This is a genomic window from Chryseobacterium subflavum (genome assembly GCF_055762745.1).
Map to the genome: position 1 here is coordinate 67,531 of NZ_JBVTMR010000006.1, position 22,134 is coordinate 89,664.

The following is a 22,134-nucleotide window of genomic DNA, read 5'->3' on the forward strand; positions in this document are numbered from 1 at the left end:
GAGTGAAAAATAATTTTTTACATCAAATTAATGTAAAATATAATTTCACGGATAGTTAATTGATAATAATAATGGGGTATCTTTGAATAAAAGTTAATAAAGTAAGAGTTTAGTGACTAAACTCTTTACTTTATCACCTGTGTTTTTAGAATCTTCTAAAACTTTTTTTTCATCGAATATGATTTTGCAATATCTGTGCCAAGAATATTTTCCATAGATGAAATCTGTCGAATCGTTTAAGCTAAACCCATAACCTGCATATTAAATCAAATATGTTTTTCCATTACAAATTTAATTTGTATCTTTGCACACCCTTAGAGGGAAAATTATGTTTAATCTTTAACTAAAACGTGTGAATACATTAAGTTACAAAACTGTTTCAGCGAACAAAGCTACTGCTAATAAAGAATGGGTTGTGGTAGACGCTGAAGGACAACCGTTGGGAAGACTAGCTTCTCAGGTTGCAAAGATTTTGAGAGGTAAGCACAAAACAAACTTTACACCTCACGTAGATTGTGGTGATAACGTTATTGTTTTGAATGCTGGGAAAATTACGCTTTCCGGAAACAAGTGGGAAGATAAGACTTACATCTGGCATACAGGATATCCAGGAGGTCAAAAATCTATGACTGCGGCTGAACTTCAAAAGAAAGATTCTTTGAAAGTATTAGAAAAGTCTGTAAAAGGTATGTTACCTAAAAACAGATTAGGTTCTGCTTTGTTCAAAAACCTTTACTTATATGAAGGAACTGAGCACAAGCATGAAGCTCAACAGCCTAAAACAATTAATATTAACGAATTTAAATAATTAATATGTCTACAGTTCATAAAATTGGTAGAAGAAAGACTTCTGTGGCAAGAGTTTACGTAAAGCCAGGTACTGGTAACATTACAGTAAACGGTAAAGATGCTAAAGATTATTTCTCTACAGACGTAATGGTTTACAAGTTAAATCAACCATTTATCCTTTCTGAAACTGTTGGTCAGTACGACGTTACCGTAAATGTTTTCGGTGGTGGAAATACAGGACAAGCAGAAGCTATCAGATTAGGTATTTCAAGAGCTTTATGCGAAATCAACGCTGAGTTCAGATTAGCATTAAAGCCAGCTGGTTTACTTACAAGAGACGCAAGAATGGTGGAAAGAAAGAAGCCAGGTCAGAAAAAAGCAAGAAAGAGATTCCAATTCTCAAAACGTTAATTTTTTTCAGACATCAGATTGGAGACATCAGATTTCAGACTTTTTCTTATCTGGTATCTTATATCTGAAATCTATTAATCTAAATTTTAAATTGCCCGTTACGTTTAGCATCCAAACGCTTCTCCCATCTAAAGAAGTTGTTGATTGTTTAAAAGACGGAAAGTAAACTAACAAAAACAGAAAACATGGCAAAAGCAAATGTAAAAGACCTTTTAGAGGCTGGTGTACACTTCGGTCACATGACTAGAAAGTGGAATCCAAATATGGCTCCATACATTTTTATGGAGAAAAATGGTATTCACATTGTAGACTTACATAAAACAGCAGTAAAGTTGGATGAAGCTTGTAGCGCTTTAGAAAAACTTACTTCTGCAGGTAAAAAAGTTCTTTTTGTAGCTACTAAGAAGCAAGCAAAAGAAGTTGTTGCTAAGCACGCTTCAGAACTTAATATGCCTTATATTACAGAAAGATGGCCAGGAGGAATGTTAACAAACTTTGTTACAATCAGAAAGGCTGTTAAGAAAATGAACTCTATCGATAAAATGAAAAAAGATGGAACGTTCGAAACTTTATCTAAAAAAGAGAGACTTCAGGTAGACAGACAAAGAGCTAACCTTGAGAAGAACTTAGGTTCTATCTCTGACATGGTTCGTCTTCCTTCTGCAATATTTGTTGTTGATATCTTAAGAGAGCACATCGCTGTAACTGAAGCTAAAAAATTAGGTATTCCAGTTTTCGGTATCGTAGATACCAACTCTGATCCTAGAAAAGTAGATTTCGTTATTCCTGGAAATGATGATGCTTCTAAGTCTATCGATATGATCTTAAATGTTGTTTCTGATTCTATCAGAGAAGGTCAATCTCAGAGAAAAGCTGACAAAGAAAAATCTAAAGAAGAAGGAGAAAAAGTATCTGCTGATACAGATGCTGATTTCGATGCAGAATAATTAAAGATTTTCTTTATTATATAAAAGGCCACTAATACAATTAGTGGCCTTTTTTTATGATATAAAAACTTTAGTTGGATAAAGTGATAGAGTAGGAGTTTGTAATAAATTTTGTCGATTGATATACAGAGTTGCAGACCATCCCGGAAAGCTTATAACTTTGATTTTTGGGAAGCATTACGTATCCTATTTTGTTTGCTCCAATCGGTATTTTTCTGTAGTAATTGTTTCCGCTTATTGTAAGGACCATATTACAAGGAGATTTATTCTCTACAGAAAAAGAGGTTTGTGTACTCCCTGATGAGTCATTTAACAGGTCATTTAATACTTCAGTTGTTTCAGGCTTATAAGTCTTCATTAATTCATTATACTCACGTTCCGTACTTACGCGTGATGATGTTGCAGAAGTGGATGGAAAAGGATTTCTCCTGATTGGATAATTATTATAATTTACACTACAGCTGATCATTATTAATGAGAGAATGATGCCAGGTAAGAGTAATTTCTTTTTCATATATATTTTTGAACAGTAAATGTATGATTTTACTTTTTATCTATAAAATTCTATTTCCCTATCTATTCGCATCCTATTAAAGTCAGAATAGTTGTTTTCATCAAATGTGTGTACATATAAAACTTAACTTATTCTAAACTTTATATAAGTAATAGTCTTTCCTTTTGCGGAAAAAAGTGCTTCATAATATGTTTTTATATCCCTTAAATATTTTGTGTCGGGATCATACTCCGGAGCTCCGTAAATGTCGTGATGGGCAGTGATTATTTCATAGCCGGCTCCCTGTAGAAAACCTAACGTATAGCCATGTAAAAATTCGGAATCTGTTTTCAAATGAATGATTCCGCCTGGTTTTAAGAATTTTTTATACCGATCCAGAAAGTCAGGATGAGTCAGCCTGTGTTTTGTACGTCTGTATTTTATTTGAGGATCCGGGAAAGTGATCCATATTTCATCCACTTCATTTTCTGCAAAGAAGTGATCTACAAGTTCAATCTGAGATCTTAAAAAAGCAACATTAGGCATATTGTTTTCAACAGCCTCTTTAGCTCCGAACCAGAACCTTGCTCCTTTAATGTCTATCCCTATAAAGTTCTTTTCTGGGAATGCTTTTGCAAGACCAACAGAATATTCTCCCTTTCCACACCCTAACTCAAGAACAATAGGATTATTGTTTTTAAAGAAATCAGTTCTCCAATTTCCTTTAAGTTCGAAACCACTTAAAACTTCTTCCCTTGTCGGTTGAATGACGTTAGGTAATATTTTGTTTTCTTCGAATCTTGCTATTTTATTTTTACCCATGACTATAAATGAAAATCTGGCAAAAATAGTGATTTTTATGCATAACTGGCTCCTTTTGCTCTTAAAAAGAAAAGGTTAATTTTTAGGTTCCGAGGATCCCAGTGCAACCATAATCGGTTTTTGAATCGTTTTTTGAGAGGCATATTGTGCTCCGCAAACAATGCTTGTAAAAAGATAATCTCCTTTTTGTACAACTATGGAGTTTTCATTATGTGCCGGAACAGCGAGTCTGTATTTTGTAGTACCAACACCTTCCATTCTCACGATCATGTTACAGTCTGATTTGTTTTCTATAAGCACGATACATTCTTTGCTCATAGGATCATTATCAAACAATGAATTTAGGATCTGTACTGTCCTGTTCTTATGTTCCGTGGGAGAAACTGCCATCAGCATATTGAATTCTTCTGCTTCAGCATCTGGAATTGCTACCGTTGTTGAAGATGTGTTGACTACAATTGCATTTTGTGCATTACTGGGCGTATAAACGATTGAAGATTGTTTGGCAGCTAATTCTGCTTTGTATTTTGCGATCTGCTTTTGTTTAATGATAGCATTCATTTCATCAAAAGTGATCTTGGTAGATGGCCTCCTTTTAAGCAAAGCAAGCATTTCCTGCATTTCTTTTACTTTTTGATCTGCCGGGTGAGCATTCTTGATGTACTCCCTCATCATATCCATTACTTTAGGTTTTAAAACTGATCTACGGGGATCATCCGGATGGGCATCTCTAAGAAAAGCATTGATCTCATAAATGTTTTTACTTTTTAGAATATTCGTGTAGTCCTTTCCTCTTTTCTGAGCAGAAAGGCTAATAAATAATAGTGTACTAAAGAATAGAAGTAACTTTTTCATCTGACAAATATTAGGTTAAATGGTATCTCTCCTTAATTTGTATTCAGGTCAGTTAGTCTTTAAAAAGATAACGTACCAATATAATTTTTATTTTACACTAGTACGTGAGATAAATTTAAGAATATATTGTATATAAATACAATTTTTTTGTAAATATCTCAATAACTGTATGTTATTTTACAATATCTTGCAGATGGGAGTTCTTTAGCCTTCTTTGATAGATGGGTAAATATTTTTCAATTGGAATTTTTACAGCTTCAAAGTTACCTGCCTGTACATAAGGTTGTATATTCTCTGAAGAATAAACAAATTGTAAAAAGTTATCAATTAAATTTTCAGGAATTTTAAATTTCAGGAAATAATCTTTACCCAAATAGTTCTTTATTTGAGTCACCGAATTATTCATGTTCTCGTAAGCAACATAACGTTGTTTCTTTTTTCTTTCTCCAGATAAAATATCGTAAATGCTTTCAAGACTAAATGTTAAGCCACCGTCACGAAGTCCCGCTACCGGAAGCTGTGGCGGATTGCCATCTCCCTTAGGCTCCGGAAGCCCAATTACTTTTTTCAGCTCAAGGGCTTTATCTTTCTTAGCTAAGGCATTAACATCATATCGTAAATTTCCTGTAGGTTTAAATCTGCTGATGACAACCTCCTGGATATCATGATAGGCAATTTTCAGCTCGATCAGGCTTTTAATGCCGAACATCTGAGGGGTAAGGCGGATATCTTTTCTTTCTGTAACGATTGAAGTAAAACGTATAACATCTCCAGGGTTAGCCTGAATGTTAAAATCACCATTATAATCAGTAAGAACGGTTCGCTGAGTATTCAGGTTTGTTACATAAACCTGATTTAAATATAATATGGAATTGTCTCTAAGGAATACTTCCCCGGAATATATTTGAGCATTGATCTTTGCAAGAAAAACCAATAGCAAGAGCGTTATAAGTTTCTTCATATAATGTGGCAAAATTACATAGAATTACATCAATTTATACCTAGATAGATAGTGAAAACAGGTTAAAGTTATATTAAACTTTAGTTCATAAGTGTTAATGAATGTTATAACGTTGATTTTTTAGATCATTTTCTTCTGTTGATGTTTTGCTATCTGTTTTTTACCAAAAGCCAGCTAGAATATTTTACGACAGTACTTGCCCCGTACTCAGTCCAGCTGATGGTATACCAGTATGTTGCTGTATTCACAGGTCTTCCTCCCAACTTCCCATCCCAGGTATAACGATTACTAGCAGTGCCTCTGAAGATTTCCGCGCCGTACCGGTCATAAATTCTAAACTCAATATTATCTTTTGTCATCAATGCGGAATAATCTATTCCATCATTATGACCATCATCATTTGGAGTGATGGTGTTGATCAGATTGATGATGGTAAAAGGCCTCTGAACTTCATTACATCTTTTGGAATCCCTTACATAAATAATATAGCTCCCTCGTGGCAGGTTTTGAAAAACGTTTGAAATCTGCCAGGTCGTTCCATCGAGTGAGTATTCATAAGGAGGAGTTCCTCCACTTGCCCCTATAGTTACTGTATTCCCGTTAATCTCTATGGAAACAATGGCTGGAGATTGAGATTCGGTAACATTTACAAACTGTCTGTAAATACAACCATTGTATTGCAGGTCTACCCAATAACTTCCTGCAGGTACATTGGAAATAGAAGATGTTGTTGCCCCCGTGCTCCAAAGGTAGCTTTCAAAGCCGGGACCTGCATCTAAAGTTGTTTTGGTATTAGGGCATATAATCTGATCAGTAAGTAAGTCTGATCGTTTAGGCGTTTTTATGGTTATGATTATCTTTCCTATTTCTGCACAAGCTCCCTGCTTTTGAAATCTTACGAAAGTAGTTTGTGTGCCCGTAAGGATTACGGGGTTATTGATTGGATTGATGTTATTCTGAGCATCTGTAAGAGTTGCAAAAAAAGTAGCGTTTACTGAAGGGTCTGTTGTAAATTGTGTGATATACTGACTTAAATTTACTTGTTTTATTCCGTCCAGATCATCATCACAAAAACTTTCCGTTACTGTATTTTTAAGTAAAGGAACTCTTGCACCTAGTGTAAATGTAAGGGGTTGGATTACCTTTGCACATCCGTCGGGAGAATCTACCCTTATGTAAATGGTTGTGGTAGCACTGTAGCTCCAGGTGTTGGGTAAATTATTGGCATTTCCGGCATCAGCATCAGCTAGATTTGCATAATATCTTACGTTTGTAAAATAAGTACTGTTTGAAAGCACCAAGGGAGTAATATTTGATAGTATAACCGTTACTATACCATCAAAATTATCATCACAGAAAGTACCATTATAATTCTGCAGAACAATTGCTACCGGGTACAGATTGAGTGTGATCTGGGCAATGCTTTTACATCCGGAAGGGTTTTTTACCACAGCATAAATGATAGTTCCATTCGGAGCTGTATAATTATTGGGATTTGTAATCAGAGCAGTGGCATTTTCTGTTTGCGCATCAGTCAAGGTAGGGTAATAGGTAATGGTTACAGGTGTACTGGTAGTAACATTCGCTGAAGTGAGATTGAAGGTGCCCTGACCGTTGATATCGCAGGCAGATAAAGTAGCATTAGTTACCGTTAAAACCTGAATGTGTATCGTAACAGTCACAGTTTCGCAATCAGGAAAATCCGGATCGTTTCCACAAAATGTGTAAGTAAAGGTATCTGTTCCGGCAGTTCCCGGATTAGTTACATTATATGTGATGGCCCCTGTAGTAGGATTTATCGTTGCTGTTCCTAATGTAGGGGGCGTTAAGATGGCTATTGTTGAGATTACAGGTGTCTGGGTAGAAGAACTAAATACAGGATTAATTGTATGGCTTGTACAAACATCATATGAGGCGGTGCTGAGTTTAGTACAATTTAAGACTTTATAAGGCTCGGTAATTAATGGAGCACAGCTACCCATTGTAACGGCGCAATTATAATTTCCGGACTGGGTTGGGGTATATGAAACATTCGTTGCTCCCGGAATAAGAATTCCATTGCGATACCATTGATAGGCGTTATAAATAACAGGGTCTACAGTAAGAACAATTCCCGGAACACAATCGCCCCCTGATTTTAAAATAACAGGTTGGGTCGGGAAGCCTGCAAAAAATCCTCCATAACCAACAGCGTCACTTCCGGCATTGATTCCGGCCGTAATTGCTTTATCGGAAACAACGGTAATGGTTCCCGTAACATTGGGAATTCCATAAGTTACCCAGTTATTTGTTCCTGTCATATTAAACGGTCCCGTTGTAGCAGGTGGTGTAATGCCGTTCACTGTTACATTGGCTCCTTTTTCGGTGATAAGATTAAGTTTTGTTGGAATGCTGAGGATTCCATTTGGATTATTATTGGAGTGGACAAAATTTTCATCTATAAATCCCAGTTCATTAATTTGCTTGGGAAGATAACAGTTGAGGGCAGGAATAAAATTAAAGCCCCCTGTAGCCACCTCATTTCCTGCGGTTGCATCCCCGGCTAACATCTGATATACGTAAGTATTTTTTGTCGTTTTAATATATAAATTATAGTGACCGTTTCCTTGCAGCTGGTACTTGGTATCTGGAATAATAAAGTATTGTCCTGTATTTAATGTAGCAATAGGAACGACTTCGTTATTTACACGGATTTGGGTATTATCTTCTGTTGCAATTACTAATGCCTCCTCCATATTGGCGCCGATATTTCCGTTTCCTTTGACGAGCGCAAATTCATTTCCAAGCCTGTCAACGGGGACAGCCTGATCCATTAGAATATCTGAACTGGTGGGGTAATTCCCTGCATACTGGCCATTAAAATTTCCATTGGTGATATTTACAGGTTTATTAGCGGTTATTTTCGCTCCAATAAATCCGTCAAAGTTTCCGGCAATATCTCCGATACCATCTATAATGTAAGATTTCCCCTTATTAAGTGTAAATGTAATCACAGGGTTAGTAGCTCCTGTTGTTCCATTTGAAAACTGGACAGTAGGCTTATATCCAGATATAGTAACCGTTGTATTGTCCTCAGTGGCCAGGATACTGGTCATAAAGTTTAAAATAATATTAGTAACACTGATCGGAGCATTGGCTGCGTAAAAAACTTTTCCAGTTGAGGGAATACCTTTTGAAGTGATAATTTCAGCATGGTTGAATACGGAAAATCTCAAATTTGCGTAAAAAGGAAATTCTGCTTTTAAATAAAGGCCTTTAGATGTGGGAGTAAATAGGTCCGTTTGCTGTGTTGTGATGATATAATCCCTTAATACATCAAATTTTTGAGGATTATTCTTACTGATGTTTACGGTACCGATTAATACATTATTATTATAAATACTTACAGGGAATGATGTTGTCCGGTTGGTAGAAAGATACAGTTTCTGATAGGGATTCGGATTTCCGGTTCTGTCTACCATCGGGGCAAACCAATGTTCTCTGTCCAATTGGGCAGATACAGACGAGAAAATATAAAATATAAATAAAAAAGATAGAATTTTATTCATTTAGTACTAGCTTTTAACGCAAATTTAATAATAATAAGTAGTAATATGTTGAAAAAATAATAAAAAAACCACGATTCGAAATCGTGGTTTTTATTATTATTCAAGAAAATCTTATTCTCTGTTTTTTACAAGGATCCAGCCGGAATATTTTATTGGTGTTTGCTTTTTATTAGGCTCATTCCAGCTAATATCAAACCAATAGTTTCCTGTAGATACTCTTTTACTTCCATTGGTTGTTCCATTCCATTTATAGCCATTGGTTTTATCTCCCTGATGGATTTTAGCACCATACCTGTCATAGATATTGAATGTTAAATTTGGTTTGTATGATAATGACGAATAATCAATTACATCATTTACACCATCATCATTTGGTGTAATTACATTAACCAGGTTTGGAATAGTAACGGAAACAAAAATAGGATCACAGTCATAGGCGTCTTTAACATATACAACAGCATCTCCACGTGGAATATTATTAAATACATTAGAGTCCTGCCAGTTTATGTTATCAATAGAATATTTATAAGGAGGAGTGCCTCCTATAGCATATACTGTTATGGCATTGCTCGTTATGTCAACATTAGAAATAACAGGTTGCTCTGCGGGATATACATTAACCGTTTGTGTTGTTGTACATTCACCCGTTTTTAATTGGACAGAATAAGTACCGACTCCCACGTTAGTAATAGACTGTGTAGTAGCTCCTGTACTCCATAGATAAGAAGCAAATCCGGGGCCTGCATCAAGTGTGGTTTTATCTTCCATACAGATGATTTTATCAACCAGTACTGTAGATTTTACAGGTGCCAGAACAGTCAGGGTAACTTCCGCAACTCTGTAACATCCATTGGCATTGCTTACTTTAATATACACAACTCCGGTTGGTGCAATGTAGGTAGTAGGATTTGTAATTTCATTTGTCCCATTTACTGCATCAGTAGGTGATGGGTAATATTTTTTTGTAGTTCCAGCCTGTGTGGTTACTGCAGCCAAAGTAAGATTAAATAGTCCGGTTGACGGATTTTGCTCCAGGAAGCAGGCTCTCAATGCTGCATTGGTAACAGTTGGCGTTGAAGAAACTGTTAAGTTTAACGTTACCTGTTCGCAATCAATAAATTCCGGGGCATTTCCACAGAATTTATATACAATAGTATCCGGACCAAAGTATCCGAAATTCGGAACATAAGTGATAACACCGGTTACAGGATCAATTGTTGCTGTTCCATTCGCTGGTGGAGTTACAATGGTTACCGTTCCCGGAACATAAGTTTGGGTTGAATTTGTAAATTCAGGGACAATCGCCTGGTATCCCTCACACATGATTAGAGATTTTGTAGATTGTTCAAGGCAAGAGAATACTTTGTATACAGGTGTTGTAGCAGGAGGGCAGCTTCCTACGGTAATTCTTACGGTATAATTTCCCGCCTGAGTTGGAGTGTAAGAGTTGGAAGTTGCACCCGGAATTGGATTTCCGTTTAGAGACCATTGGTAGGTTTCAAAACTGTCGTCTACCTCTAAAACTATTCCTGGAATACAGTCTCCTGTTTGCTTCGCGATTACAGGGATTGATGAGAATCCTGCGAAGTATCCGCCATAACCCGCCGTGCTATATCCACCGTTGATTCCGGCAGTTACGGCTTTTGTTGATGTAATGGTAACATTTCCTGTAATTCCTTGTATACCATATGTTACCCATTGTGTATTTCCTGTAAGAGGAAATGGTCCCTGTGCTGCGGTTGGAGTAGCACCATTTACAGTAACTGCTGCACCGGCTTCAGTTAAAATATTAAGTTTTAAGTTAACGGTACCTGTATAGGTTGGCATTTCCTGAATTTTCCCGATTTCATCTATTTTTCGGGGAAGGAAACAATTTAAAGGGGGGATGTAATTGTAACCTCCCGTATTATTGGCAGAGCCGGCACCAATTAATTGGTACAAATAAACATTTTTTGTAGTACGGATATAGATATTAGAGTGACCGCCCGCTTGAGTAGCATAGTCATTGGCCATAATTCTGTAATAGTCTCCCTCGTTGATGGTAGCAACTGGAGTTGTTCCCGCATTAAGATAAATTTCAGTATTGTTTTCTGTGGCAATTATAATTCCTCCTTCCATATTGTTCTGGCTTGTGGAAATACTTTTTACCATGGCAAACTCATTCCCAAGTCTGTTCGTTGGTACGGACTGGTCCATAATTAAATCCGAACCATCAGCAGATGTTGTTGTTGCATAAAACCCATTTGAATTACCATTGGTAACGGATATAGGCTTATCAGCAACAATTTTTGCTCCAATAAATCCCGTCTGGTTAGCAACGGTATTTCCAAGTCCGGCAAGAATATAGGATTGTCCCTTGTTTAATGTCGTCGTAAGTGATAGTGGAGGAGTGGTATTATTAATGAATTGTATATTGGGATCATATCCTGAAATGGTAACGGTAGTATTATCTTCTGTTGCCATTATTCCCGTTGTGAAGTTATTAGATGTGGAACTAACAGTCATAGGAGTCGCTGCGGCATAAAATTGAGTTCCAATTCCAGCTTTCCCCTTAGAAGTAACAATTTCTCCGTGAGAAATATTATATATTCTTAAAGAAGCGAAATAAGGCTTGTCTCCTTTGGTATAAACTCCAAGATTTGTGGGAACGGCAGCACTTGAAGAGCTTGTTGTTCTGATGTATTGAGCACCCAAAGTAAAGGATTGTGGGCTGTTTTTACTGATAGTAACGGTCCCGATTAATGCATTATTACTATAAATTTTGACATCAAAAGGAGTGACAGAGTCAGTAGAAAAGTAAAGCCCGTGTGCGTAGTTTGTAGCTGACGAAGATGAGCTATCAAAATAAGGAGCAAACCAGTGGTCTGTATCTCTTTGTGCAAAAAGGCAATTATAGGATAATAAACATAGGAATAAACTAAGTAAAAATCTTTTCATAGATATGGGAATTTAGGATTGTTGCAAAAATAGGAGATTATTTGATATATCATCAAGTAATTTAAAAAAAATGCAATAAAATAATAAAAAGAAACCACAATTCTAAGATCGTGGTTTGGAAATATTGTCAAATTTAATTTCTGTTTTTTACCAAAATCCAACCCGTATATTTTACAGGTGTTTTTTCTTTGTTGGATTCATTCCAGTTAATGTGATACCAGTAAGTTCCTGTGGAAATTTTTTTGCCTAAATGTTTTCCATCCCATTTGTAATTATTGAATTTATCGCCGGTGAATATTTTATTTCCGTACCTGTCATAGATAACTAGAATAAGATTCTCTTTATATGACAAGGCACTATAGTCAATATAATCATTATGTCCATCATCATTAGGAGTTATGGCATTAATAAGATTGACAACTGTAATCTCTACAGAAATCGGTTTACAATTATTGGCATCTTTTACATAGAATGTATGTTGACCTCTGGAAAGGTTGGTAAATACATTTGAATCCTGCCAGTTTGATGTTCCATCTACGGAATATTTGTAAGGTGGTGTACCACCAGTTACAATAACAGTTGCCGTATTGTTAGAGATTTCAATCTGAGTAATTACAGGATCCTGAGTTTTGATAACCTTTACAATCTGTGTAACAAAGCATCCGTCTTTTCCAAGAATAACGGTATATTCACCAACTCCTACTCCCTCTATGGATTGTGTAGTGGCACCCGTGCTCCATTGATATGAATCGTAACCAGGGCCTGCATCAAGATTGGTTCTAGAATCAATACAAATATATTTATCAAGCAGAGTAGAAGATTTCTTAATAGGTTTTGCAATTAGTGTAATTTTTGCAATTCCTGTACATCCTTCATTACTTGTAATTTTAACATACACAACTCCTCCTGTGGATTCGTAATTTTGTGGATTTGTGATCTGATTGGTATTAGCGTTCAGGTCAGCTAAAGTGGGGTAGTATTTTTTTGTTACTAAATTGAAGTCAATAACGTTTGCTGTTGTTAAATCAAAATAAGCTTTGTCTTCATATTGACAAGCTTCAAGGGTGGCATCTTTTACGATAAAAGGGACAACTGTCAGATTTATAGTTACTGTTTCGCAGTCGATGAATTCCGGAGCATTTCCACAGAAAGTATAAACGATTACATCTGGTCCAAAATATCCCGGCGCAGGATTGTAAGTAATTATTCCTGTAGAAGGATTTAGGATTGCTGTTCCGTGAATAGGTGCTGTTAAAATTGATACAGTACTCGGAACAGGTGTCTGTGTAGAGCTTGAAAAGGTTGGGGTTATAATTTTAGTGGCACATATATTTATACTGGTTGTTGTATTTTTCATACAGGTAAAAACCTTATAAATTGGAGTTGTTACCGGACAGCTTCCCATTGTTACTTTTACAGTGTAGTTTCCTGATTGTACTGGAGTATAGGTGCTATTTACAGCTCCGGGAATGGCGACTCCATTTAAATACCATTGATAAGTTTCATATCCATCGTCAACTTCCAAAACAATACCAGGGACACACTCACCGCTTTTTTTCGTAATTACCGGGACAGATGAAAATCCTGCGAAGTATCCTCCATAACCTGCAGTGCTATATCCTCCATTAATTCCTGCAGTTACCGCTTTTGTAGATGTGATGGACACATTTCCTGTAATCCCTTCAATGGCATAGGTTTGCCATTGGGTATTGCCCGTCAAAGGGTAAGGTCCTTGTGAAGGAGTTGGGGCGACTCCATTGACAAGGACGGCTGCACCTGTCTCAGTGAGAATATTCAATTTCAGTGTTATTGGACTGTTTATATTAGGCATTTGGTTAATATTTCCAATTTCATCTATCTTCCTGGGCAGGAAACAGTTGAGTGGTGGAATGTAATTAAATCCACAGGTCGCGTTGCTGTCTCCTACAGCTACAAATTGATATAAATATACTTTTTTAGATGTGGAGATAAACATATTGGAATGTGTTCCTGCTCCGGTTTGTGTGACATAATTGGATTCATTAATTCTATACCACTGTCCCGCATTTATGGTAGATATTGGATTTGGAGAACCATTTAAAAATATATCAGTATTATCTTCTGTTGCAATAATAATCCCGCCTTCCATATTTTGAGATGGGGCTGTGGACCTAGTTTTGACCATGGCAAAAGTATTGCCAAGTCTTTCAATAGGAACAGATTGATCAAGAACAGGATCAGAGCCCCCCGAGCTGAGTATTCCGAAATTACCATTACAGCTTCCGTTAGTAAGAGCTACAGGCTTATCAGCTACAACCTTAGCACCTATAAAACCTGTAAGGTTGGCGCTGGAATTCCCGGAACCTGCAAATATAAATGATTGTCCTTTGTTTAATGTGAAAGTATGTGAATTTCCTGTAGGTGTTCCTCCATAAAAAGTAACGCCTGTGCTATTCCATGAGACAGTTACGGTTGTGTTATCTTCTGTAGCAAGAATTCCTGCTGTAAAATTATAAATTGCACTTATTGCGCTATTTGGACTGGATGCTATGAAAAATTCTTTGCCAATACCTGCTTTCCCTTTACTGGTGATAATTTCACCATGTGCGCTTTGTGCCATTCTTAAGCTGCAGTAAAAGCGTTTATCACCTTTAAGATATAATCCTTTATTAATTACTTTAAATCCATCAGCTATATTAGTTGCAAGTATTACATTGTTATTTAGAGTGAATGTTTGTGGATTTCCTTTGCTGATTATAGCTGTTCCAATTATAGAATTGTTGTTATAGATTTTAACTTCAAATGGGATTACTGAATCTGTTGATAGGTATAAGGCATTAGTATATCCTTCAATAGTACTGTAATAAGGCGCTATCCAGTGGTCTGTATCCCTCTGGGCAAAGAGTGTATTAATTATAAAAAGAACCAGAACTAGACTAAAGAAATATTTTTTCATGGTATTGGGAATTATAATTTTATACAAAAATAGTAGATTATTTGATATGTTTTAATAATAATCTATTACAACAATAAAAAACCACGATTAATTAATCGTGGTCTAATTATTTAATAATTATTTAATGTTAATTTCTATTTTTTACTAAAATCCAACCCGTATATTTTATAGGTGTTTTTTCTTTGTTGGATTCATTCCAGTTAATGTGATACCAGTAAGTTCCTGTCACTATCTTTTTATCGAAATGTCTTCCATCCCATTTGTAATTGTTGAATTTGTCGCCGGTGAATATTTTATTTCCGTACCTGTCATAGATGACAAAGCTAAGATTCTCTTTATAACCCAGTTCACTGTAATCAATATAATCGTTGATATTGTCGCCGTTTGGAGTTATTGCGTTGATTAAGTTAGGAACCGTAATTTCAACAGAAATAGGGGTGCAATTATTGGCATCTTTTACATAGAATGTATGTTGCCCTCTGGAAAGGTTAGTAAATACATTTGAATCCTGCCAGTTTGATGTTCCGTCTACGGAATATTTGTAAGGTGGTGTACCACCAGTTACAATAACAGTTGCCGTATTGTTAGAGATTTCAATCTGAGTAATTACAGGATCCTGAGTTTTGATAACCTTTACAATCTGTGTAACAAAGCATCCGTCTTTTCCAAGAATAACGGTGTATTCACCAACTCCTACTCCCTCTATGGATTGTGTAGTGGCACCCGTGCTCCATTGATATGAATCGTAACCAGGGCCTGCATCAAGATTGGTTCTAGAATCAATACAAATATATTTATCAAGCAGAGTAGGAGATTTCTTAATAGGTTTTGCAATTAGTGTAATTTTTGCAATTCCTGTACATCCTTCATTACTTGTAATTTTAACATAAACAACTCCTCCCGCAGAACCATAGTGTTGAGGCTCTGTGATCTGATTGGTATTAGCGTTCAGGTCAGCTAAAGTGGGGTAGTATTTTTTTGTTACTAAATTGAAGTCAATAACATTGGCTGTTGTTAAATCAAAATAAGCTTTGTCTTCATATTGACATGCTTCCAGGGTGGCATCCTTTACGATAAAAGGGACAACTGTCAGATTTACAGTTACTGTTTCGCAGTCGATGAATTCCGGAGCATTTCCACAGAAAGTATAAACGATTACATCTGGTCCTAAATATCCCGGTGCAGGATTATAAGTTATTATTCCTGTCGAAGGGTTTAGGACTGCTGTTCCGTGAGTAGGTGCTGTTAAAATGGATACAGTACTCGGTACAGGTGTCTGTGTAGAGCTTGAAAAGGTTGGGGTTATAATTTTAGTAGCACAAGCATTTATACTGGTTGTTGTATTTTTCATACAATTGAAAACCTTATAAATAGGCGTTGTTACAGGAGGGCATGTTCCCATACCAACTTTCACGGTATAATTTCCTGCCTGGGTAGGCGTGTAAGTATTGGTAGTAGCGCCAGGAATGGCAACCCCATTTAAATACCATTGATAGGTTTCATATCCATCGTCAACTTCCAAAACAATACCAGGGACACACTCCCCTGTCTTTTTACTGATTACTGGGACTGATGAAAATCCTGCAAAGTAACCTCCATATCCTGCGGAGCTATATCCGCCATTAATTCCTGCAGTTACAGCTTTTGTAGATGTGATGGATACATTTCCTGTAATCCCTTCAATGGCATAGGTTTGCCATTGGGTATTTCCTGTCAATGGATAAGGTCCTTGTGCGGCCGTTGGAGCGACTCCGTTCACTAAAACAGCTGCTCCTGTCTCTGTTAAAATGTTTAGCTTTAATGTAATCCCACTTGAAATACCCGGCATCTGATTGATGTTTCCAATTTCATCAATCTTTCTGGGCAGGAAACAGTTTAGAGGTGGGATGTAATTAAATCCACAGGTAGCATTACTATCTCCTACAGCTACAAATTGATATAAATATACTTTTTTGGATGTGGAAATAAACATATTGGAATGTGTTCCCGCTCCGGTTTGTGTTACATAACTTGTTTCGTTGATTCTATACCATTGTCCTGCATTGATTGTTGCTACAGCAGTAGGAGAGCCATTTAAAAATATATCTGTATTATCTTCTGTGGCTATGATGATTCCGCCTTCCATATTTTGAGAAGGGGCTGTGGACCTAGTTTTGACCATGGCAAAAGTATTACCCAGCCTTTCTACTGGGACAGACTGGTCGAGAACAGGGTCAGAACCTCCGGATCCTAATATCCCGAAATTTCCATTGCAGCTACCATTGGTTAATGTAACGGGTTTGTCGGAGACAACTTTAGCACCGATAAATCCGGTAAGATTTGGGCTGGAATTCCCGGAACCTGCAAATATAAATGATTGTCCTTTGTTTAATGTGAAAGTATGTGAATTTCCTGTAGGTGTTCCTCCATAAAAAGTAACGCCTGTGCCATTCCATGAGACAGTTACGGTTGTGTTATCTTCTGTAGCAAGAATTCCTGCGGTAAAATTGTATAGTGAACTTGTTGAAGTGTTAGGGCTGGATGCTACGAAAAATTCTTTACCAATACCCGCTTTTCCTTTACTGGTGATGATTTCACCATGTACGCTTTGTGCTAATCTTAAACTACAATAAAAAGGCTTGTCCCCTTTAAGGTATAGTCCTTTACTTGTTGCAGTAAAAGCATTTGCCGTAGTGTTGGCCATTATGAGGGCATTGTCCGTGATGGTATAGACCTGTGGGCTCCCTTTGCTGATTGTAACAGTGGTAACCACGGCATTATTATTATAAATTTGTACATCAAAGGGAGTGACCGAATCCGTAGATAAATATAATGCATTGGTATATCCTCCAACGGTATCATAATAAGGGGCTATCCAGTGCTCAGTATCTCTTTGTGCGAAAAATAGGTTAATTGTAAAAAAGAACAGTAATAAACTGAGTAGAAATCTTTTCATAAACTTGGGAATTAGGATTTCTACAAATTTAAAATAATATTTGATATATCATTAATAAATTACGGGCTAAAATAAAAAATAATTCATAATTATATGTCAAAATCTTTTGAGTGTATGAAAATTATAATCGTAAAAAGAATAATTTTTACCATGGCGATTTTAAGTTCAAAAATAATAGTAAGAGCATAAAAAAATCCCGATGAATTTTCATCGGGATTTTATTTATCTTAAGAAGACAAGATTAGTTAAGACTTACTCTTACAAATCCTGTAACTTTTAAATCTCCATTAACAGATTTTACATAGTCTGCAACAGATTGGCTTCCATCTTTAATAAATGCTTGGTGAACCAAAGTGTTTTCTTTGTAGAATTTCTGCATTTTACCTTTAAGGATATTGTCGATAATGTTTTCAGGCTTACCTTCTTTAGTAAGAAGTTCTCTTTCGATTTCTAATTCCTTGTCAATAGTTTCTTGAGAAACTCTTGTTTCGTCAAGAGCGATAGGGTTCATTGCAGCAACCTGCATAGAAACAGCTTTAGCAGCTTCATCAGCTCCTTCTACTTTAGAAGAAAGAGATGTAATTGCAGCGATTTTGTTTCCAGCGTGGATATAAGCTCCTAAGAAAGGACCTTCTAGTCTTTCAAAAGCACCGATCTCAATTTTTTCACCAATAACTCCTGTTTGCTCGATAAGTTTTTCAGCAACAGTAATTCCGTGGAAGTCTGTAGCTAGAAGTTCTTCTTTAGTTGCAGCAAAAATTGCCATTTCAGCTAACTCATAAGCTAACTCGATGAACGCTTCGTTTTTAGCAACAAAGTCAGTCTCACAATTTAAAGAAATAACAGCACCTAAAGTGTTATCTTCATTTACTCTTGCAATAACAACTCCTTCAGTAGATTCTCTGTCAGCTCTGTTAGCCGCAACTTTTTGTCCTTTTTTTCTAAGGATATCTACTGCTTTTTCGAAATCTCCTTCAGCTTCAACTAAAGCTTTTTTGCAGTCCATCATACCTGCACCTGTTTGGTTTCTCAATTTTGCTACGTCTGCAGCAGCTGGTGTATAAGACATAATATCTATTATTTTTTTTATTAAGAATTAGTTTTGATTTTTTAGTTTATTTTTGAGCAGTGCAAAGATAATGATTTTAATGACAAACTAAAAATTGACTTTTCACGTTATTTATTTGTTAATAATTTTAAAATGCTTAGTTAATGAAAAAAATATTTCTCCTTATATTTTTATGCATTTTTACACTTGGCTTTTCTCAGAAGAAGAAAAGGGCCAAATCTAAAGCTGTTGTGGAAAAAGAGACTTTGATAATATATACTGAACAGGATGCTGAAAGTTCAAAGGAGGCAAGAGTAATAGCCGGATTTTTAAAACAAAACCCGAATCATGCAAAAACAGATTACTTTAAAAGGAAGCTGATAGAAATAATTATGGCTGATAATTCTCCGGAGGCAAAACCAACTATTAAGCCTATTAGTAAAGAAAAAATAGAAAAAATTGTTAAAAATAATGAATTGAACAGTGGCAAAACACTAGCCGTAAATTCAGCATCTGCACCTTCTGAAACAAAAGTAAATTATGCCAGCGTAAGCGGAAGCAAAAAATCAGAACCAAGTGAAGAGAATAAAAGGACAGCTGCTATGCTTACTCATCTTTTTAGCAATGATACTAATTTAAAAGAGGCATACATCAATATTAAAAATAGATCGAACTGTAATTTGATTGTAAAGATCAGTGGGAAAAAATATTACAATCTAAGTGTTCCTGCAAAAGGGCAGAATTTTATTTTAATAGATAAGGGAGAATATGTTTTGACAACAATGGTTTGTGATGCAAAATATTCTTCCATAAAAAAGATCAGCAAAGATATTGAGATTGAGCTGAATGTTTCTGAATAAAAAATTGAATGATCAATATAGAATAAAAAAACGGTTAAGAATTTCTTAACCGTTTTTATTTTTATCCTTTAAATTGCCCCATGGCAATGAATTTTTCTTGACGTTGAGTTTCAAGTTCCTGTCCTGTAAACTTAGAGAAAGCTTTTATGTTTTGCAAAATTGAACTTTTCAAATTCAAATATGCTGTTTCAGGATCGTAGTGTGCTCCTCCCAGAGGTTCTTCGATAATCCCATCAATGAATTTTTCTCTTAATGCATCTTGCGGGGTAAGATTTAATGCATTCGCTGCATCTTCCTTGTGATCCCAGTTTCTCCACAATATAGAAGAACAACTTTCGGGTGCAATTACAGTATACCATGTGTTTTCCAGCATATATACTTTATTTCCAACACCTATTCCTAATGCTCCACCGCTAGCTCCTTCACCAATAATGTAAGTGAATATCGGAGTTTTAAGCTGAACCATTTCAAAAATGTTTCGGGCAATAGCTTCACCTTGTCCACGTTCTTCTGCTTCTAATCCAGGATATGCTCCAGGTGTGTCCACTAAAGTTACAACCGGGATACGGAATTTTTCAGCTAATTTCATTAGTCTAAGAGCTTTTCTATAACCTTCAGGATTTGGCATCCCAAATCTTCTGTGCTGTCTTTCTTTGGTTGTTCTCCCTTTTTGGGTTCCGATGATCATTACTTTGTGACCATCCAGAGTAGCTAAGCCTCCAACCAATGCCGGATCATCTGCAAAATTTCTGTCTCCGTGAAGCTCCAGAAAACTACCCTTGTCTGCAATACCATTGATATGATCCAATGCATAAGGACGATCAGGGTGACGGGATAGTTGTACTCTTTGCCAAGGAGTAAGGTTTCCATAGATCTCTTTTTTCTTCTCTATGATCTTATCCTCAATTTGACTACATGCTAATTTTACATCAACACCACTTTCTTCTCCTACTAAAGAACATGTTTGGTATTGGTCCATTAATTCTTTTATAGGAAGTTCGAAACTTAAATATTCCATTCTTGAAGTAAATTATATCGTTCAAATTTATGAAAAATTATGAAACTCTATTTAAAATTATTAATAGCATTGTCTATTCTTACTATAGTTTCTTCTTTTCCAAGTAGTTCCATGATATCCGGGACATCCGGCCCTTTCAATTCTCCTACAAGAGCGAGACGTAAAGGCATCATTACTTTGCCCATTCCAAGTCCCTTGTTATCTGCAAAATCATGTACCACCTGCTTCAATGTTTCTGCATTGAATGTTTCTGTTTTTTCTAAAACAAAAGAGAGTTCACTTAAAATGGTTGTAGTGTCTTCATTCCACGCTTTCTTTGATGCTTTTTCATCATAGGAAGTAGGAGCTTCAAAGAAGAATTTTCCATTTTCATAAATGTCTTTTGGAAATGTTGCCCTTTCCTTCATAAGATGGATAATTCTGATTAGTTTATCATCAGAAATGTGGGATAAATCAAGATCTGTACTTTTTAAAATGTCAAGAAGTTCTTTATCAGACTTTAACTGAATATATTGATGGTTGAACCACTCCGCTTTCTCTTTACTGAATCTCGCACCTGCTTTATGAACTTTATGAAGATCAAATTCTTTTATCATTTCTTTCAATGAAAGAATTTCCTTATCAGCAGCAGGGGACCATCCTAAGAGAGCGACGATATTAATAAATGCATCCGGAAGATATCCGTTTTCTCTGTAACCTTTGGAGATATTTCCGGTTTCGGGATCTTTGAAATCTAACGGAAATACAGGAAATCCGAATTTATCACCATCTCTTTTGCTAAGTTTGCCTTTTCCTTCTGGTTTTAAAATAAGTGAAAGATGAGCAAATTGTGGAGCTTCCCATTGCATTGCTTCATATAATAAAGTATGTAAGCCCAAAGAAGGTAACCATTCTTCTCCACGAATAACATGAGTTATTTTCATCTCATGGTCGTCGATTACATTGGCAAAGTGATAAGTGGGCATTCCATCATTTTTAACCAAAACTTTATCATCTAAAGTATTGGTATTTACAGATGATTTACCACGGATAATATCCTCAAGATTTAAAATTCTGTCGACAGGCATTTTAAATCTCACCACGTAAGGTGTTTTTTCATCCAAAAGTTTTTGTACTTCTTCTTCGGATAATGCAAGGCTGTTTCTCAGGCGATTTCTTGTTTTGTTATCATAAGAAAAAACATCTCCTTTAGTTTCGTATTCTGCACGGATAGCATCCAGTTCTTCAGGAGTGTCAAAAGCCATATATGCATAATCCGTTTTTAAGATCTGCTCGGTATACCTGTCGTAAATTTCTCTTCTTTCAGATTGACGATAAGGAGCGTATTTTCCTCCTTTTTTAGGACTTTCATCTGGAATGATTCCACACCATTCTAAAGCTTCTTCAATATATTCTTCAGCACCTTCTACATATCTTGCTGTATCTGTATCTTCAATTCTCAATACAAACTCGCCACCTTGATTTTTAGCGAAAAGATAATCATATAATGCGGTTCTTACACCTCCCAAATGCAAAGGTCCTGTAGGACTTGGAGCAAAACGTACTCTTACTTTCTCCATTATCAATTTTAATTTT

General features: G+C 36.1%; 15 protein-coding genes. 4 read left to right on the plus strand and 11 right to left on the minus strand.

What is annotated here, in order from left to right; all coding sequences use genetic code 11:
• Positions 1-352: 352 nt before the first annotated feature.
• The 3 genes from rplM to rpsB all read left to right on the plus strand — a co-directional run bounded on the left by rplM (position 353) and on the right by rpsB (position 2,147).
• The gene (rplM, locus tag AC0INN_RS20470; RefSeq protein WP_089027987.1) at positions 353-808 is read left to right on the plus strand and encodes a 50S ribosomal protein L13; all 456 of its coding nucleotides are present in this window, start codon (positions 353-355) and stop codon (positions 806-808) included.
• Between the two features lie 5 nt (positions 809-813).
• Positions 814-1,200, plus strand: a complete 387-nt coding sequence (gene rpsI, locus AC0INN_RS20475) for a 30S ribosomal protein S9 (protein ID WP_172280899.1) — start codon at positions 814-816, stop codon at positions 1,198-1,200.
• 185 nt (positions 1,201-1,385) lie between these two features.
• Positions 1,386-2,147: a 30S ribosomal protein S2 gene (rpsB, locus tag AC0INN_RS20480; protein ID WP_172280898.1), complete on the plus strand. Its 762-nt coding sequence runs from the start codon at positions 1,386-1,388 to the stop codon at positions 2,145-2,147.
• Between the two features lie 70 nt (positions 2,148-2,217).
• On the opposite strand, the gene AC0INN_RS20485 is transcribed toward rpsB, so the two are convergent.
• The 9 genes from AC0INN_RS20485 to tsf form a co-directional block, all read right to left on the minus strand.
• Positions 2,218-2,661, minus strand: a complete 444-nt coding sequence (locus AC0INN_RS20485) for a DUF6759 domain-containing protein (RefSeq protein ID WP_172280896.1) — start codon at positions 2,659-2,661, stop codon at positions 2,218-2,220.
• A gap of 123 nt (positions 2,662-2,784) precedes the next feature.
• On the minus strand, positions 2,785-3,462 hold the full coding sequence (gene trmB, locus AC0INN_RS20490; RefSeq protein WP_172280894.1) for a tRNA (guanosine(46)-N7)-methyltransferase TrmB: 678 nt from the start codon (positions 3,460-3,462) through the stop codon (positions 2,785-2,787).
• Positions 3,463-3,537: 75 nt separating this feature from the next.
• Positions 3,538-4,317 (minus strand): DUF6759 domain-containing protein, encoded by a 780-nt coding sequence (locus tag AC0INN_RS20495; protein ID WP_273649769.1) that lies wholly within the window; start codon positions 4,315-4,317, stop codon positions 3,538-3,540.
• 172 nt (positions 4,318-4,489) lie between these two features.
• Complete coding sequence (locus AC0INN_RS20500; RefSeq protein ID WP_273649767.1) at positions 4,490-5,278, minus strand: hypothetical protein; 789 nt, start codon at positions 5,276-5,278, stop codon at positions 4,490-4,492.
• Between the two features lie 149 nt (positions 5,279-5,427).
• The gene (locus tag AC0INN_RS20505) at positions 5,428-8,826 is read right to left on the minus strand and encodes a T9SS type B sorting domain-containing protein (protein WP_273649765.1); all 3,399 of its coding nucleotides are present in this window, start codon (positions 8,824-8,826) and stop codon (positions 5,428-5,430) included.
• Between the two features lie 111 nt (positions 8,827-8,937).
• Positions 8,938-11,763 (minus strand): T9SS type B sorting domain-containing protein, encoded by a 2,826-nt coding sequence (locus AC0INN_RS20510; RefSeq protein WP_306614899.1) that lies wholly within the window; start codon positions 11,761-11,763, stop codon positions 8,938-8,940.
• A gap of 133 nt (positions 11,764-11,896) precedes the next feature.
• On the minus strand, positions 11,897-14,698 hold the full coding sequence (locus tag AC0INN_RS20515; protein WP_306614901.1) for a T9SS type B sorting domain-containing protein: 2,802 nt from the start codon (positions 14,696-14,698) through the stop codon (positions 11,897-11,899).
• Between the two features lie 127 nt (positions 14,699-14,825).
• Positions 14,826-17,633 carry a T9SS type B sorting domain-containing protein gene (locus tag AC0INN_RS20520; protein WP_306614903.1) on the minus strand — a complete coding sequence of 936 codons (2,808 nt, stop codon included), beginning with the start codon at positions 17,631-17,633 and terminating at the stop codon, positions 14,826-14,828.
• Between the two features lie 241 nt (positions 17,634-17,874).
• Positions 17,875-18,702, minus strand: coding sequence for a translation elongation factor Ts (tsf, locus tag AC0INN_RS20525; protein ID WP_172280880.1), 828 nt, complete (start codon positions 18,700-18,702; stop codon positions 17,875-17,877).
• Positions 18,703-18,845: 143 nt separating this feature from the next.
• On the opposite strand from tsf, the gene AC0INN_RS20530 reads away from it, so the two are divergent.
• On the plus strand, positions 18,846-19,541 hold the full coding sequence (locus AC0INN_RS20530) for a DUF6759 domain-containing protein (RefSeq protein ID WP_172280878.1): 696 nt from the start codon (positions 18,846-18,848) through the stop codon (positions 19,539-19,541).
• A gap of 61 nt (positions 19,542-19,602) precedes the next feature.
• Here AC0INN_RS20530 and AC0INN_RS20535 read toward each other — a convergent pair whose 3' ends face one another.
• Together AC0INN_RS20535 and gltX are read right to left on the minus strand one after the other, a co-directional pair.
• Positions 19,603-20,559 carry an acetyl-CoA carboxylase carboxyltransferase subunit alpha gene (locus AC0INN_RS20535; RefSeq protein WP_172280876.1) on the minus strand — a complete coding sequence of 319 codons (957 nt, stop codon included), beginning with the start codon at positions 20,557-20,559 and terminating at the stop codon, positions 19,603-19,605.
• Positions 20,560-20,606: 47 nt separating this feature from the next.
• Positions 20,607-22,118 (minus strand): glutamate--tRNA ligase, encoded by a 1,512-nt coding sequence (gene gltX / locus AC0INN_RS20540; RefSeq protein WP_273649750.1) that lies wholly within the window; start codon positions 22,116-22,118, stop codon positions 20,607-20,609.
• Positions 22,119-22,134 lie beyond the last annotated feature (16 nt).